Annotated in this window: 15 protein-coding genes; 10 read left to right on the plus strand and 5 right to left on the minus strand. The window is 66.2% G+C overall.

Features of this window, described 5'->3' with window-relative positions; genetic code table 11:
- Nucleotides 1-2 precede the first annotated feature (2 nt).
- The gene (locus tag EI545_RS01365; RefSeq protein ID WP_125323797.1) at nucleotides 3-911 is read right to left on the minus strand and encodes an AAA family ATPase; all 909 of its coding nucleotides are present in this window, start codon (nucleotides 909-911) and stop codon (nucleotides 3-5) included.
- Between the two features lie 46 nt (nucleotides 912-957).
- A complete protein-coding gene (locus EI545_RS01370) occupies nucleotides 958-1,866 on the minus strand; it encodes a LysR substrate-binding domain-containing protein (RefSeq protein ID WP_342776556.1) in 909 nt (302 codons plus the stop codon).
- 89 nt (nucleotides 1,867-1,955) lie between these two features.
- Between EI545_RS01370 and EI545_RS01375 the strand changes: the two genes are divergently transcribed.
- From EI545_RS01375 to EI545_RS01385, 3 genes are all read left to right on the plus strand, one after another.
- The gene (locus EI545_RS01375; RefSeq protein ID WP_125323799.1) at nucleotides 1,956-3,188 is read left to right on the plus strand and encodes an acyl-CoA dehydrogenase; all 1,233 of its coding nucleotides are present in this window, start codon (nucleotides 1,956-1,958) and stop codon (nucleotides 3,186-3,188) included.
- A gap of 121 nt (nucleotides 3,189-3,309) precedes the next feature.
- Nucleotides 3,310-4,347, plus strand: a complete 1,038-nt coding sequence (locus EI545_RS01380; protein ID WP_125323800.1) for a glycosyltransferase family 2 protein — start codon at nucleotides 3,310-3,312, stop codon at nucleotides 4,345-4,347.
- Between the two features lie 169 nt (nucleotides 4,348-4,516).
- Nucleotides 4,517-5,413, plus strand: a complete 897-nt coding sequence (locus EI545_RS01385) for a phosphoadenosine phosphosulfate reductase (protein WP_125323801.1) — start codon at nucleotides 4,517-4,519, stop codon at nucleotides 5,411-5,413.
- Nucleotides 5,414-5,435: 22 nt separating this feature from the next.
- On the opposite strand, the gene EI545_RS01390 is transcribed toward EI545_RS01385, so the two are convergent.
- Complete coding sequence (locus EI545_RS01390) at nucleotides 5,436-5,831, minus strand: lysozyme inhibitor LprI family protein (protein ID WP_125323802.1); 396 nt, start codon at nucleotides 5,829-5,831, stop codon at nucleotides 5,436-5,438.
- Nucleotides 5,832-5,849: 18 nt separating this feature from the next.
- Nucleotides 5,850-6,245: a lysozyme inhibitor LprI family protein gene (locus EI545_RS01395; RefSeq protein WP_125323803.1), complete on the minus strand. Its 396-nt coding sequence runs from the start codon at nucleotides 6,243-6,245 to the stop codon at nucleotides 5,850-5,852.
- Between the two features lie 61 nt (nucleotides 6,246-6,306).
- Between EI545_RS01395 and pyrC the strand changes: the two genes are divergently transcribed.
- From pyrC to EI545_RS01415, 4 genes are all read left to right on the plus strand, one after another.
- Nucleotides 6,307-7,347: a dihydroorotase gene (pyrC, locus tag EI545_RS01400; protein ID WP_164517181.1), complete on the plus strand. Its 1,041-nt coding sequence runs from the start codon at nucleotides 6,307-6,309 to the stop codon at nucleotides 7,345-7,347.
- 88 nt (nucleotides 7,348-7,435) lie between these two features.
- Entirely contained in the window at nucleotides 7,436-8,116 is a 681-nt protein-coding gene (locus EI545_RS01405) for an orotate phosphoribosyltransferase (protein ID WP_125323805.1), read from the plus strand.
- 284 nt (nucleotides 8,117-8,400) lie between these two features.
- The gene (locus EI545_RS01410; protein WP_125323806.1) at nucleotides 8,401-9,903 is read left to right on the plus strand and encodes a replicative DNA helicase; all 1,503 of its coding nucleotides are present in this window, start codon (nucleotides 8,401-8,403) and stop codon (nucleotides 9,901-9,903) included.
- Between the two features lie 332 nt (nucleotides 9,904-10,235).
- Complete coding sequence (locus tag EI545_RS01415) at nucleotides 10,236-11,015, plus strand: L-fucose dehydrogenase (protein ID WP_125323807.1); 780 nt, start codon at nucleotides 10,236-10,238, stop codon at nucleotides 11,013-11,015.
- On the opposite strand, the gene EI545_RS01420 is transcribed toward EI545_RS01415, so the two are convergent.
- The gene (locus EI545_RS01420; RefSeq protein ID WP_245990234.1) at nucleotides 11,012-12,892 is read right to left on the minus strand and encodes a heavy metal translocating P-type ATPase; all 1,881 of its coding nucleotides are present in this window, start codon (nucleotides 12,890-12,892) and stop codon (nucleotides 11,012-11,014) included. The two genes, EI545_RS01415 and EI545_RS01420, sit on opposite strands and share 4 nt — an antisense overlap.
- A gap of 160 nt (nucleotides 12,893-13,052) precedes the next feature.
- Between EI545_RS01420 and alr the strand changes: the two genes are divergently transcribed.
- The 3 genes from alr to EI545_RS01435 are packed head-to-tail and all read left to right on the plus strand — an operon-like array spanning nucleotide 13,053 to nucleotide 15,621.
- Nucleotides 13,053-14,102 carry an alanine racemase gene (alr, locus tag EI545_RS01425; RefSeq protein ID WP_125323808.1) on the plus strand — a complete coding sequence of 350 codons (1,050 nt, stop codon included), beginning with the start codon at nucleotides 13,053-13,055 and terminating at the stop codon, nucleotides 14,100-14,102.
- A complete protein-coding gene (locus EI545_RS01430) occupies nucleotides 14,099-14,878 on the plus strand; it encodes an MlaE family ABC transporter permease (protein WP_125323809.1) in 780 nt (259 codons plus the stop codon). The genes alr and EI545_RS01430 overlap by 4 nt, the downstream gene beginning before the upstream one ends.
- The gene (locus EI545_RS01435) at nucleotides 14,875-15,621 is read left to right on the plus strand and encodes an ABC transporter ATP-binding protein (protein ID WP_125323810.1); all 747 of its coding nucleotides are present in this window, start codon (nucleotides 14,875-14,877) and stop codon (nucleotides 15,619-15,621) included. Before EI545_RS01430 ends, EI545_RS01435 begins: the two co-directional genes overlap by 4 nt.
- The last annotated feature ends 78 nt before the right edge of the window (nucleotides 15,622-15,699 follow it).

Genomic DNA, 15,699 nt, shown 5'->3' on the forward strand with positions numbered 1-15,699 from the left:
GGTCATGCGGCGACTTCGCGGCGGACCTGGTCAAGGAGGCGGGTGGTTTCGAGGCCCTGCAGTTTCTGGATGTCGTCCTGGTATTTCAGGATGGCGCCAAGGGTGTCGGCGATGACTTCGGGCGAGAGTTGCACGACGTCGAGGGCAAGGAGGCACTTGGCCCAGTCGATGGTTTCAGCCACGCCGGGGCGTTTGAACAGGTCCTCACGGCGGAGCGCCTGGACGAAGGCCACGACCTCGCGGCTGAGGGTGGCCTGGGCTTCGGGGACGCGGGCGTTCAGGATGGCGAGTTCGCGGTCGAAGGCGGGGTAGTCGACCCAGTGGTAAAGGCAGCGGCGTTTCAGGGCGTCATGCACTTCACGGGTGCGGTTGGAGGTGAGGATGACGATGGGGGGTTCTGGGGCCTTGATCGTGCCAAACTCGGGGATGGTGACCTGAAAGTCAGAGAGGGCTTCGAGCAGAAACGCCTCGAACGGTTCATCCGTGCGGTCAAGCTCGTCGATGAGCAGGACGGGCGCGCCGCCGGGTTGCGGGCGCATGGCGGCCAGCAGCGGGCGTTCGATCAGGTAGTCTTCGGTGAAAAGCTCGGTCTTGAGGGCGTCGCGGTCGCCTGCCCCGGTCGCCTCGGCCGTGCGGATGGCGATCATCTGGGCAGCGAAGTTCCATTCGGCAACGGCAGAGGATGCGTCCAGCCCTTCGTAGCATTGCAGGCGGATCAGGCGGCGGCCAAGGGCGGTGGCGAGGGTCTTGGCAATCTCGGTCTTGCCGACGCCAGCCTCGCCTTCCAGAAACAGCGGTCGGCCGAGTTTGAGGGACAGGAAGACAACGGTCGCAAGCGCGCGGGAGGCGACATAGCCCTGCCCGGCCAGCAGCGTTTCCACGGCGTCGATACTTTGGGGAATGGCGGTCAAGGGGGTCCTCCTGCCCGACCATGCTGACCTGCGGGGGGGCCTGCGGTCAAGGGTGCGTCTCGGGGTGCGTCTGGGGGTGCGCTTGACCGGCCAGCCAGTCGCGGAACGACAGCAGCGGCGCACGGGGTGGGTGGTCCTTGGGCCAGACGAGGTAGTAGCTGCCAAGGGCGGGGATGGGGCCGCCAAAGACCGGGACAAGCCGACCTTCCGCCAGTTCACGGGTGATGAGGAAGGTGGGCAAGAGGGCAAGGCCAAGCCCGTGCACCGCGCCTTGGGCCATGGTGGCGAACTGGTCAAAGAGCATGCCGGGTGGCCGCTGTCCCGTCACCCCGTGATGCGCCAGCCAGCGGCCCCAATCCCCGGTGCGGCTTTCCATCTGGAGCAGCGGCAGGGTCAGGATGTCTGCGGCTTGCGCAAGGGGCCCGGGCACAAGGCTGGGTGAGGCGACGGCCAGCACATCCTCATCCATGAGTTTGAGGGCGGCGACCCCCGGCCAGTCCTGCCGGCCATAATGGATGGCGGCGTCAAAGCCGGACCCGGCAAAGTCAAAGGGGCGCAGTCGGGTGGAGAGGTTCAGGGTGACCTCGGGATGGGCCTCGGTAAAGCGCGGCAGGCGGGGGGCAAGCCAATGCATCCCGAAGGCGGGCAGGATGGCAAGGTTCAGGCTGCCGCCGGTCGGGTTGGCGCGCAAGGTGAGGGAGGCGGAGGCCAGAAGATGCAGGGCCTTTCGCACCTCTGCCGCATAGTCGCGCCCTGCTGGGGTCAGCCGCAGGCGCTGGCGTTCGCGCAGGATCAGGCTGACGCCAAGCTGCGCCTCAAGCCCCTGAAGCGCGCGGCTGATCGCGCCTTGGGTGAGGCTAAGTTCCTCGGCTGCGGCAGAGGCGGTGCCAAGGCGATCAACCGCCTCAAGCGCGGTCAGGGCCGGGATGGCGGGCAGGTAGCGGCGGGGCAGCATTATGAGTTCCCCTCATGAAGTCGCGCAGGGCTTTCGATAGCGCGCGGGGGCGTTTCGTGCAAGGATGCGGGCAATGATGGAGGTTTGCCATGCTTGATGCCCCGACCGCGCAACCGAAGCTGAAATCGAAGGACGCCCCGGATCTTGGCCGGTTCGACTGGGAAGACCCGTTCCGGCTGGACGACCAGTTGACCGAAGAGGAACGGATGCTGCGCGATGCCGCCCGGGCCTATGCGCAGGAAAAACTGCAGCCGCGCGTGGTGGCGGCCTATCGTGAGGAGACGACCGACCCCGGCATCTTCCGCGAGATGGGCGAGATGGGCCTTCTGGGCGTGACGGTGCCCGAAGAATACGGCGGGCTTGGCGCGTCCTATGTGGCTTATGGCCTTGTCGCCCGGGAAGTGGAGCGGGTCGACAGCGGCTATCGCAGCATGATGAGCGTGCAGTCCAGTCTGGTGATGTACCCGATCTATGCCTATGGCACCGAAGCGCAGCGGCAGAAGTTCCTGCCAAAGCTGGCGACGGGCGAATGGATCGGCTGTTTCGGCTTGACTGAGCCTGATGCGGGGTCTGACCCCGGCGGGATGAAGACCACGGCCAAGAAGACGGCCAACGGCTTTGTGCTGAACGGCGCGAAGATGTGGATTTCCAACGCGCCGATTGCCGATGTCTTCGTGGTCTGGGCCAAGTCCGAGGCGCATGGCGGGCGGATCAAGGGATTCATCCTGGAGAAGGGGATGAAGGGTCTGTCCGCTCCCAAGGTGGGGGGCAAGCTGTCCTTGCGGGCCAGTGTCACGGGCGAGATCGTGATGAAGGATGTGGAAGTGGGCGATGACGCGCTTCTGCCCTTTGTCGAGGGGCTGAAGGGCCCGTTCGGCTGCCTCAACCGGGCGCGCTATGGCATCAGCTGGGGCGTGATGGGCGCGGCAGAGTTCTGTCTGCATGCCGCGCGGCAATACGGGCTGGACCGCAAGCAGTTCGGCAAGCCGATTGCGCAGACCCAGCTGTTCCAGCTGAAGCTGGCCAACATGCTGACCGAGATCGGGCTGGGGCTGCAGGGATCGCTGCGGGTCGGGCGGCTGTTGGACGATGCCAATGCCGCGCCGGAGATGATCTCGATCGTCAAGCGCAACAACTGCGGCAAGGCGCTGGATTGCGCGCGCTGGGCGCGGGACATGCATGGCGGCAACGGCATTCAGGAAGATTTCCAGATCATGCGCCATATGGTGAACCTTGAGACGGTGAACACCTATGAGGGCACGCATGATGTGCACGCGCTGATCCTTGGCCGGGCGATCACCGGGTTGCAGGCGTTTTTCTGATAGGGTGTTTGCGCCGGTCGTGCTAACCGCCTGACCGGCGCGCCGTTTGCGGGCGTTGCAGCCTCCGGCGGGGATATTTGGGCCAGAATGAAAGTCCGGATGGGATGAAGGTCAGGACGCGATGAAGATCACCGCCGTTCTGACAGTGAAGAACGAGGGCGCGTTCCTTCTGGAATGGCTTGCGCATCATCGGTCCTGTGGCGTGACGGACTTTCTGGTCTTTTCCAACGATTGCGATGATGGCACCGAGGCGATGCTGGACCGGCTGCAGGCGCTGGGCTGGCTGACCCATCTGCCGAACCCCGGACCCTACCCGCAAGGCCCGCAATGGGCGGCCTTGAAGCAGGCCGACCGGCACCCTTTGGTCACCGGGGCGGATTGGGTGCTGCCGATTGATATCGATGAGTTCGTGAACATCCATGTCGGCGACCGGACGATCCCGGCGCTGCTGGCGGCGTTGCCGGAGGCGACGGCCATTCCGCTGACGTGGCGGCTGTTCGGCAATGGCGGGGTGGTTGCGATCGAGGACCGGCGGGTGACGGAAACCTTCACTCGCGCCGCACCCGCCGTGTTGCACTGGCCGTGGCGGGCGGTGCTGTTCAAGACGCTGTTTCGCAATGACGGGACCTACGGCAAGCTGGGCGTCCACCGCCCCCGCAACCCGGACCGGGACCGGCTGGCCGGGCAGCGCTGGTTCGACGGATCGGGCAAGCGCCTGCCCCCGGCCTATCACAGCGCGCGATTGTTCGTTGATGTGGGGCGCGATGCCTATGGGCTGGTCCAGTTGAACCACTACGCGCTGGGGTCGATGCAGGGCTATCTGGTCAAGGCCGACCGGGGCCGTGCCAATCGCGAGGCATCGACCTTCGACATGGCCTATTGGGTGGACCGCAACTTCTGCGATGTCGAGGATCTGTCGATCCAGCGGCTGGACAGCTCCCAAGCCTTGGCCGCATTGCGGGCCGATCCGGTGCTGGGCGTGCTGCATGACAGGGCGGTGGTCTGGCGGCAGGTCCGCTTTCGCCAGCTGATGGCCGAGGAAAGCTGGCGCGCGCTGTATGGGCGGCTCTTGATGACCCCCCCGACCCGTGCCCTGTCTGCATCTGAGGCGGCAAGCATCTGGCGGCCCTTTCTGGCGCCCGGATTGACCGAGGGTTGATCGGCCCGCCCGGCACAACCGCTGTGGTTGCAGACCGACAGGAGACGGAAACAGTTTCCCGACTCTCCCGGGGATTGTGCGGCGGATAGCAGGCTGCAAGACCTTGTCGACCTTGGATTTTTATCCCACATTCGCATGTGTTAAGGAACGGCAACGGCGTGAGATAAGGGTGGCTGTGGACGATTCGGACGCGCATCCTGACTGGCAGACTGCCATGTTGGCCATCGCCGAAGGCGACGGCGATTTTCTTGCCTTGGGTGACAGGCACTGGGCCTTTTTTGCGGAAGAACGGCCCATCCTCTTGGTCACCTTCGAAGACGCCGCGACCTTGCGGGAACGCGAAGACAACCTGCCGGAACATTTCGCACTGGCCAAGGCGCGGGGCTGGTCGCTGCTGACCATTCTGGCAGAGGGCGAGACCTGGTGGCGCGACCCTGCGGTGTTTCGCTATTTCGACCGGCTGGCCGATGACGGGTTTCTGGAAGACTTCGACCGGGTGATCTTTTATGGCGCGGGCCCCGCGGGCTATGCCGCGGCCGCGTTCTCGATCACCGCGCCCGGGGCCGAGCTGGTGCTGGTGGCCCCCCGCGCCACGCTGGACCCGGCGCTGGCCGGCTGGGACGAACGCCACAAGATCGCCCGGCGGATCAATTTCCGCAGCCGCTATGGCTATGCGCCGGACATGACCGAAAGCGCCTCACGCGTGTGGCTGATCCATGATCCCTTGCACCGGCCGGATGCAATGCATGCAGCGCTGTTCCAGCGGCCTTGGGTGACGCCCCTCTTCGCCCGCTATACCGGCGAGGGGACGGAGGACACCCTGCGCGAAATGCGCGTGCTGGACCGGATCCTTGAGGCGGCGATGGATGGCAAATTCTCGGCCTCGTATTTTGCCTGGCTGTGGCGCGGGCGGCGGTCGAATGGCAGCTATCTGCGGTCAATCCTTGCCTCGGCCCGGTTGAGCGGGCACCGGATGCGCGAGATCAAGATCTGCCGGTCGGTGACGTCACGGCTGAACGCGCCGCGCTTTGTACGGCGGCTGGCAGAGTTGACGGGCGAGGGCTGAACGCCGGGGCGTCGACGGGGGCCTAGTAGGCGACGAGGGCCAGAAGCTCTTCGGTCCGGTCAAGGGTCATCTGCCGCAGGCAACCATAGACCAGAAGCGGTTCGGCCGACCCGCCGCGCATGGGAAAGCCGGCAGCGGTGCAATTGGCATCGCGGTAGGTGATCCAGGCCCGTTGGGCGCTGCGCAGCGCGGTTTCGGCCCCCTGCAATTCCGGCGGCAGGGCAGTGTCCATTGCCTTCATCTCGGCCATGACCTGCTGGTAGGCGCGGTTGAGATCGGCATCCGCCGCTTGCCAGTCCTGTTCGGCGCAGATGTTCAGGTCGCGTTGCGCCATGGCGTTGGCGCAGTCCGGCGTTTGGGCCGCTGCAGGCAGGGCGACGAGGGTTAGGCTGGCAGTGGCAAGCAGAACACGAAGCATGGAAGGTCCTTTCAGGCGTCAGTCGGTGAACATCTGGCGCAGGTCGGCCGCGCGGCGCAAGGTTTCGCTGCGTTTGCAGGCAAGCTCAATCAGGATCGCTTCGGTGCCGCGTCCATAGTCGGACGGATCGGCGACGAAGTAGCAGGTCGCGTCGCGGTAGCTGGCCCAGGCCGCTTGCGCGTGATCGAGTTGCGTGGCGGTTTGCGGAAAACGGCTGCGCAGGTCGGTCAGCGCCTCGCCAAGCTGACGCTCGGCCATGGCGAGGTGGTGGGTGGCACAGGCCACCATCTCGACCATGTCGCGTTGGGTTGTGCAGGCCGATGGCGGCCCGTCGGCCAAGGCAGGCAGGGTCGACAGGGCCAAGGACAGAACGGCGGTGGGGTAGTGCATCAATCGGGTCCAGTGCTGGCGCATCCGGGCGGTTTAGCACGGCAAGGGTCTGGCAATGGGGTCTGGATTGCGTTACCCCGCGCTTATGCAAGAGATCGTGATCCAACGCCCCGACGACTGGCACCTGCATCTGCGCGACGGGGCGATGCTGCGCGCCGTCTTGCCGGAAACCACCCGGCATTTTGCCCGCGCGATCATCATGCCAAATCTGGTTCCACCGGTGGTGACGGCAAAGGACGCCGCCGCCTACCGCGACCGGATTCTGGCCGCCCTGCCCGAGGGAGCCACGTTCCAGCCGCTGATGACGCTTTACCTGACCGAAGGCACCGACCCGGCCGATGTGGCGGCAGCCGCGGCTTCGGGGCTGGTCAAGGCGGTCAAGCTCTATCCGGCGGGGGCGACGACCAATTCGCAATCCGGCGTGCGTGACCTGACCCGCGTGATGCCGGTGCTGGAGAAGATGGCCGACATCGGCCTGCCTTTGTGCACGCATGGCGAAGTGACCGATGCCCAGGTGGACATCTTCGACCGCGAGGCGGTGTTCATCGACACGGTGCTGGCCCCCCTGCGCCGCCGCCTGCCGGAACTGCGCGTCGTGATGGAACATATCACCACCGAAGAAGGCGTGGCCTATGCCGCCGAAGCGGGCGACGGGCTGGCCGCGACGATCACCACGCATCACCTGATCCTGAACCGCAACCACATCCTGGCGGGCGGGATCCGGCCGCATTACTACTGCCTGCCGGTGGCCAAGCGCGAAAAGCACCGGCTGGCTCTGCGCAAGGCGGCAACCTCGGGCTCACCGCGCTATTTCCTTGGCACCGACTCGGCCCCGCATGTCGATGCGCTGAAGGAACATGCCTGCGGCTGTGCGGGCTGCTTTACCGCAACCAACACGATGGCGCTGCTGGCGCATGTGTTTGAGGAAGAGGGCGCGCTGGACCGGCTGGAGGGCTTTGCCTCACGCCACGGGCCGGCCTTCTACCGGCTGCCGGTGAATGACGGCACGCTGCGGCTGGTCAAGCGCGCGGAGCCTTGCATCTGGCCTGAGAAGATTGCCTCAGACGCTGGCCCCGTCACGGTCTTCAACCCCGGTTTCCCCGTGCTTTGGCACGTCCTCCCCTGACCCCCTCCTCGATGACTTCGTCACTCCTCGGAAGGCACCCGCGAGGAGGAGACGAAGCCGAACGAAGAGCCGCCCGAAAGGAACGCGCATGATCCCCTCAAACTTCCCGCCCCGCGAGGAAATCGCCCGCCTGACCGCCCGTGCGCTTTTGGAAATCAAGGCGGTGCATTTCAACGCCGAGACACCGTTCACGCTGGCAAGTGGTTTGCCCTCGCCCACCTATATCGACTGCCGCAAGCTGATCAGCTACCCGCGCATCCGATCGGTGCTGATGGACTTCCTGACCGTCACCGTGATGCGCGACGCGGGGCTGGAGGCGTTTGACAACATCGCGGGTGGCGAAACGGCGGGCATCCCCTTTGCCGCCCTTGTGGCCGAACGCATGGCCCTGCCGATGACCTATGTGCGCAAGAAGCCCAAGGGCTATGGCCGCAACGCCCGGATCGAAGGCGCGATGACAGAGGGCCAGCGGGTGCTTCTGGTCGAGGATCTGACGACCGATGGCGGATCGAAGCTGTCCTTCGTCGATGCGATCCGCGACACGGGGGCCAGCTGTGGCCATACGGCGGTTATCTTCTACTACGGCATCTTCCCGGAAACCACGCAACGGCTGGCCGATCACGGCGTCGCACTCCACCACCTTTGCACCTGGTGGGACGTGCTGGCCGAGGCGCGCGTCCAGGGCAGCTTTGACGAAGCGACCCTGACGGAAGTGGAGGCTTTCCTGTCCGCCCCCCGCGCCTGGCAAGAGGCGCGCAAACCGGCCTGACCGCCAACGCCTGGCCTTGCCGGATGGCCCGGCCGTCCGTCGGGCCCCCCTTATTGTGGGCAGGTTTGAAATAGCGGTGCGCAAAGCTGTGGGGGAATTGGGGATAACCCGGCGACCGAATCGTCCCATTTGCGGCGGGTTTGTTGGCCGACGCCAGATGTGGTAGCCTACCCACCTGTCGGGGGGCAAAACCCCGACTCGGCCCAGCCTTATCCACCGACTTGTCCAGCATGGCCGGATGGTCCGCGATCAGGCACAGAAGGCCACGATGCAGGAGGCAGACCATGACCGAAATCACCGCCCTACGACCGATGGTCCCGGCCAGCGCCACCGCCCCCGAGGCGGAAACCCTGCCCCATAACATCGAGGCCGAGCAGCAGCTTCTGGGCGCGATCCTGACCAACAATGACGTCTATGACCGCATCTCCTCGCTGGTGAAGGCGCCGCATTTCTATGACCCCGTGCACCAGCGCATCTACGAGATCGCCGCCGCGCGCATCCAGAAGAACGCCCTCGCCTCACCCGTGACGCTGAAGGCCTTTCTGGACGATGACGCCGGGCTGAAAGAGCTTGGCGGGCCGGCCTATCTGGTGCGGCTGGCGGGGGCTGCGATCTCGGCCTATGCGGCGCGGGATTACGCGCAGATGATCTATGACCTTGCCGTGCGGCGCGAACTGATCCAGCTGGGCCGCGATATCGTGGCACAGGCGGCCAAGGTCGAGGTCACGAATGAACCGAAGGACCAGATCATCGACGCCGAACAGCGGCTTTACACGCTGGGTGAACAGGGTGTGGCGGAACGCGGGTTCCAAAGCTTTCTCAAGGCCGCGGTCGAGGCGGTGAACAACGCCAACGCCGCCTATCAGCGTGGCGGTGGGCTGGCGGGCATCTCGACCGGGCTGATCGACCTGGACCGCAAGCTGGGGGGGCTGCACCCATCTGACCTGCTGATCCTTGCGGGGCGTCCATCGATGGGCAAGACGTCGCTGGCCACGAACATCGCCTTCAACATCGCCAAATCCTACAAGCGCGGTCGCTTGCCCGACGGGCGTGACGGCGCGGTCGAAGGCGGGATCGTCGGCTTCTTCAGCCTGGAGATGAGCGCAGAACAGCTGGCCGCGCGGATCCTGTCCGAAGCGTCGGAAGTGCCGTCGGAACAGATCCGCCGGGGCGACATGCAAGAGGTGGAGTTCCGCCGCTTCGTCGATGCCGCAAAGGCGCTGGAGGCCTGCCCCTTGTACATCGACGACACCCCTGCCCTGCCGATTTCCCAAGTCGCGGCGCGGGCGCGGCGGTTGAAGCGGACGCATGGGCTGGACCTGCTGATCATCGACTATCTGCAGCTTCTGAAGGGCTCCTCCAAGGAAAACCGCGTGCAGGAAGTGTCGGAAATCACGCAAGGCCTGAAGGCCATCGCCAAGGAGCTGGACATCCCGGTGGTCGCACTGTCACAGCTGAGCCGGGCCGTGGAAAGCCGCGATGACAAGCGCCCGCAGCTGAGCGATCTGCGGGAATCGGGGTCGATCGAGCAGGACGCGGACGTGGTGATGTTCGTCTACCGCGAAGAATATTACCTGTCACGGATGGAACCCGAGGCGGGCAGCCCGGCCCATGCCGAATGGTTCAAGAAGGCGGAAAACGCGCATGGCAAGGCCGAGGTGATCATCGGCAAGCAGCGCCACGGCCCGATTGGCACGGTGGAACTGTCGTTCGAAGGCCGCTTCACCCGCTTTGGCAACCTGGCCAAACCCTGGCAAGGCTCCGGCAGCCCCGACGCCGGGTTCTAGACCCGCGGTTGCAAAGCGGAGCCGCGAAGGGCGGCAGGTTTCCTGTCTCGCCTCTGCGCGCAAAAGCGCGCAACCGGCTCGGGTTCATGGGGGCATCCTGCCCCCAAACCCCCGGGGAGTATTTGGCAAAGAGCAATTGGTTTTGCTCTTTTTCAAATACTCCCGCCGGAGGCGTCCGACGCCTGCACCTCGCGGAGCCCGCCGTCGCGCATCCCCGGCAGCGCCGCCGAGCGGGGGCTCGATGCCCCCCGAGGCGGCACCCCTTTTGGCGGCACCCCCTTTCGAAAACTCACGCGACGGGGCAGTCTGGCGAAAATCCTGGGGAGTGCGAAATGGAACTGGGCCTGCGTGACAAAGTGGTGATCGTGACCGGTGGCGGGGCCGGGATCGGCGGGGCGATCAGCCTTGCCCTGGCCGGGGAAGGCGCTGTGCCGGTGATCCTTGCGCGGCGCGCGCCCGGGGATGGGTTCCTGGCCGAACTCCACGCACGCCAGCCGAAGGCGGGAGTGGTCCTTGCCGACCTCGCCCGCGATGAGGACTGCCGACGCGCGGTGGCCGAGGTCAGGGCGCGCTTTGGCCGGATCGACGGGCTGGTGAACAACGCCGGCACCAATGACGGGGTCGGGCTGGAGGCGGGGCCGGAGGCGTTTCGCGCTTCGCTCGACCAGAACCTTTTGCACTACTACACGCTGGTGCATCTGCTGCTGGACGATCTGAAGGCGTCAAAAGGGGCGATCGTCAACATCTCCTCCAAGACGGCAGTGACGGGTCAGGGGTCAACCTCGGCCTATGTCGCGGCCAAGGCGGCGCAACTGGGGCTGACCCGGGAATGGGCGGCGGCCCTGGCGCCGCATGGGGTGCGGGTCAATGCGGTGATCCCGGCCGAGGTGATGACGCCGATGTATCGCAGCTGGCTGGACACCTTCCCCGACCCCATGGCGCAAGAGGCGCTGATCACCGCGCGCATTCCGCTTGGCGCCCGGATGACCACGGCGGACGAGATCGCCGCGACCACAGTGTTCCTGTTGTCAGACCGGGCCAGCCATACCACCGGGCAGTGGCTGTTCGTGGACGGCGGCTATGTCCATCTGGACCGTGCGCTACAGGGTTAGCGCGACCGGATCGGGTCGGCCAGCAACCGCAGTCCGTTCAGGACGACAAGCAGCGTGCCGCCTTCATGGCCGATGACGGCCAAGGGCAGTGGCAGGTCAAAGAACAGGCTGCCGGTCACCAGCACCACCATGGCCCCTAGTGCCAGGGTCAGGTTCTGCCGGATCACCCGCGCTGTGCGCCGGGCAAGCTTGCGGGCGGCGGCCAGCTTGCGCAGATCCTCGGCCATCAGGGCCACATCGGCGGCCTGCAGTGCCACTTCGCTGCCAGCCACGCCCATCGCCACGCCCACATCGGCGCGCGCCAGTGCTGCGGCGTCGTTCACCCCGTCACCGACAAAGGCGACCTTGCCGCGGGCGGTTGCCGCGTCCACCAGCTGGACCTTGTCACCGGGCAACAGGCCCGCGTGAATCTCCTCCGGCAAAAGGCCCAGCCGCGCGCCGATCCGGCTGGCCACCGGCTGCCGGTCACCCGTCATCATCAAAAGCCCGGTGCCGCTGGCGCGCAACGCCTCCAGCGCTTCCGCAGCCGTGGCGCGCGGCTCATCCGCCACGGTCACTGCGCCAAGGACCTGAGCGCCACGGCCAAGCAGCACCAGCGTTTCCGCCCCGTCCGCCATGGCCGCCAGGGCCTCGGGCAAGGTAGCGCCCATCCGTTCCAGCATCCGGGCATTGCCCGCCCAAAGCGTGCCCTGCCCGTCCTGGCCGGTGATGCCTTCGCTGGGGAAGGACTGCACCCCCGTCATCGGTTCTGGCGTGATCCCCCGATCCGACACGGCGCGGCGGATGGCACCTGCGATGGGGTGTTCGGACTGTGCCTCAAGCCCGGCAAGCAGGGCAAGAAAGGCCGCCTCGTCGCCGTCGAGGGCGACGATCCCGGTCACCCCAGCCTGACCGGTGGTCAGGGTGCCAGTCTTGTCGAAGGCAAACACCCGCACTTCGGCCAGCCCTTCCAGCGCCGCACCACCCTTGAACAGCACCCCACCCCGCGCCGCCGCTGACAGCGCCGACAGGATCGCCGCCGGGACCGAGATGACGACAGCACAGGGGCTTGCCGCGACCAGAAGCGTGGCGGCGCGGTAAAGCGCCTCGTCCAGCGGGCGGCCCCAGAACCAGAAGCCAAGGAAGGCGAGGATCGACCCGGCCAGAACGGCGATGGTGTAGCGCTGTCCGAACCAGTCCGAGAACCGTTCGGACGGGGCCTTCATCGCCTGCGCCTCGGTCACGAGGCGGATCATCTGGGCCACGGTGCTTTGCGCCAGGCTGCGCGTGACCTCGACCGTCAGGATGCCGTCAAGGTTCACCGTCGCTTCATGTACCGGCGCGCCGGGCTCCTTGCGGACGGGGGCGGATTCGCCGGTGACCGTGCTTTCGTCCAGATGCCCTGCCCCGCTGACCACCCGACCATCGACCGGAACCCGCGCGCCCGGGCGCAAGATCACACGGTCGCCCGGAACAAGGGTGGCAACCGCAACCTCTTCCACTCCGCCGGGGCCTTCACGCAGCGCGGTTTCGGGGCGCAGCTGCATCAGCGCCTCAACCGCGCGGCGCGCCTTGCCCATCGCGCGATGCTCCAACGTCTGCGACAGCGAGAACAGCGCCAAAAGCACCGCCCCTTCCAGCGCCGCGCCGACGGCAGCGGCGGCAAGGGCGGCGATCACCATCAATAGATCAATGTCCAGACGGCGGTCCTGCCATAGCTCGGCCAAGGCACTTCGCGCGGCTGGCACCCCACCGGCCAGATAGGCCACCGCCATCGCGCCTGCCCCAAGGCCCACGGGCAAGGGCTGGACGAAGGCCTCCAGCGTGGCAAGGGCAAGACCTGCCCAGCACAGCAGGGTCAGGTACAGGTTGGCATCGTCGTCGGGATCGCTGGCCAAATCGCTTGCCCCCTGCGCTGGCGCATCCTTGACGGGAAGCAGCGCCGGGGGCAAGTGCCGTCGGGGACAAGTGGCTGGGGGGGCAAGTGGCTGGGTGTCAAGTCCCGCGCATCGGCAGGTTTTCCCTTGACCACGGGCGCGCTGCGGTCAAAACAGCCGGATGACTACTGCAACCCTGACCATCGACCTTGATGCCATCGCCGCGAACTGGCGCAGGCTTGACCGGCTGACCGGACCCGACGTGCAGACCGCCGCCGTGGTCAAGGCCGATGCCTATGGGCTGGGGATCACCCGGGTGGCCCGCGCCTTGGCGCTGGCCGGGGCGCGGCGGTTCTTTGTCGCCTATGCCGAGGAAGGTGCCGCCTTGCGTCAGGCGCTGGGCGAAGGGCCGCAAATCTCGGTCCTGTCCGGCCATATGTCCGGCGATACCGAGATGATCCATGACCTTGATCTGACGCCGATGCTCAATAGTCTGGAGCAGATCACCCGCCACCTTGAGGCGCTGCCCGGCCATGCCTTCGGCGTGCAGCTTGACACCGGCATGAACCGGCTGGGCGTCGAGATGCTGGAATGGCAGGCCGTGGCGCCAATTCTGGTCGAAGCCGGCCCCGAACTGCTGATGAGCCATCTGGCCTGCGCCGATGACCCCGACCATCCGCTGAATGAGGCGCAGCTTGCCGCCTTTCTGGAAATGACCGAAGGCACCGGCCTGCCGCGCAGCCTGTCGGCGACGGGCGGCATCCTTCTGGGGCCGCGCTATCACTTTGACCTGACGCGTCCCGGTGTCGGCCTGTTCGGCGGCCTGCCGTTCGAGGCTGCACAGCCCGTGGTCACCCTGTCCCTGCCCGTGATCCAGACGCGCGAGGTCGCGCCGGGTGAGGCGGTCGGCTATGGCTGCACATGGGAGGCAGAGACGCCCGCCGTGATCGCCACGGTCGCTGCGGGCTATGCCGATGGCCTTCCCCGCACGCTGTCCAACATCGCCACGCTTTGGGACGGTGATACGCCCTGCCCCCTCGTCGGCCGGGTGTCGATGGACCTGATCACTGTCGACATCACCCACCTGACCGAGGTGCCGCGCAGCCTTGATATCCTCGGCCCGCACCAGACCGTTGATGCCCTGGCCGAGGCGGGTGGCACCATCGGCTATGAGATCCTGACCGGACTTGGCCCCCGCTACCTCCGCCGCTATCAGGAGAACCCCGCATGACGACCGCTGCCCTTGGCGCCATCGGTCGCCCGGTGCTGGAAGCCGTTGCTGCCGTCGGCCGCGTGGCCCTGTTCGCCGGGGCAATCCTTGGCCACATCCTGCGCCCGCCGTTCTACTTTCGTGAATTTGGCACGTCGCTCCTGCAGATCGGCTGGTTCTCGCTTCCCGTCGTCGGCCTGACCGCCATCTTCACTGGCGGCGCGCTGGCCTTGCAGATCTACGCCGGCGGGTCGCGCTTCAACGCCGAGGCGGTGGTGCCCTCCATCGTCGCCATCGGCATGACGCGGGAACTTGGGCCAGTGCTGGGCGGGCTGATGGTCGCGGCGCGGGTGGCCTCCTCCATCGCGGCCGAGATCGGCACGATGAAAGTTACAGAACAGATCGACGCGCTGGTGACCCTGTCCACCAACCCGCTGAAATACCTTGCCGTTCCCCGAGTGCTGGCCGCAACCCTGGCCATGCCGGTGCTGGTCGCCACCGGCGATGCCATCGGCATCATGGGCGGCTGGCTGGTGGGCATCACCCGGCTGGACTTCAACTCTGCCGCCTATATCAAGAACACGGTCGACTTTCTGGAACCCTGGGACGTGGGCTCCGGGCTGGTCAAGGGCGCGGTCTTCGGCTTCATCGTGGCGCTGATGGGCTGCTACCACGGCATGAACTCCGCCCGGGGCGCGCAGGGCGTGGGCCGGGCGACGAAATCCGCCGTCGTCTCCGCCTCGATCCTGATCCTTGCGGCGAACTATGTCCTGACGGAAGTGTTCTTCACCTCATGATCACCCTGACAGACGTCCACAAGGCCTTCGGGGCCAACCGCGTGCTGCAGGGGGTGAACCTGACCATCGCCTCGGGCAAGTCGATGGTGATCATCGGCGGGTCGGGGACGGGCAAGTCGGTGCTCCTCAAATGCGTCCTTGGCCTTGTGCGCCCCGACAGCGGCAGCATCACGCTGGACGGTCAGGATGTGACGAAAGCCGACCGTGAAGCCTTCCTCGCCCGCTTCGGCATGCTGTTCCAAGGCGGCGCGCTGTTCGATTCGCTGCGCGTGTGGGAAAACGTCGCCTTCCGCCTGATGCGGGGCGGTCATGCCCTGCCAAAGCACCAGGCGCGCCAGATTGCCATCGAAAAACTCCGCCGCGTGGGCCTGAAGCCCGAGGTCGCCGACCTTTTCCCCGCCGAACTTTCCGGCGGCATGCAAAAGCGCGTGGGCCTGGCCCGCGCCATCGCGGCAGAGCCTGAGATCATCTTCTTCGACGAACCCACCACCGGGCTGGACCCGATCATGGCCGGCGTCATCAACGAACTCATCCGCGAGATCGTGGTCGAGATGGGCGCCACCGCAATGACGATCACGCATGACATGACGTCGGTCCGCGCGATTGCCGACAACGTCGCCATGCTGCACGGCGGGGTGATCCGCTGGACAGGCCCGGTGGCGGAATTGGACGCAACGCCAGACCCTTACGTCCAGCAATTCATCCACGGCCGCGCGCATGGGCCGATCGAAGCCGTCCGCTAGCATTTAACTTAAATTGTCTTTCTCTTCGCCAAATATCCCACGGGAGGTCTGGAGGGTGTGAAACCCTCCAGTCCCGCA

The organism is Tabrizicola piscis (genome assembly GCF_003940805.1).
GTDB lineage: Bacteria > Pseudomonadota > Alphaproteobacteria > Rhodobacterales > Rhodobacteraceae > Tabrizicola > Tabrizicola piscis.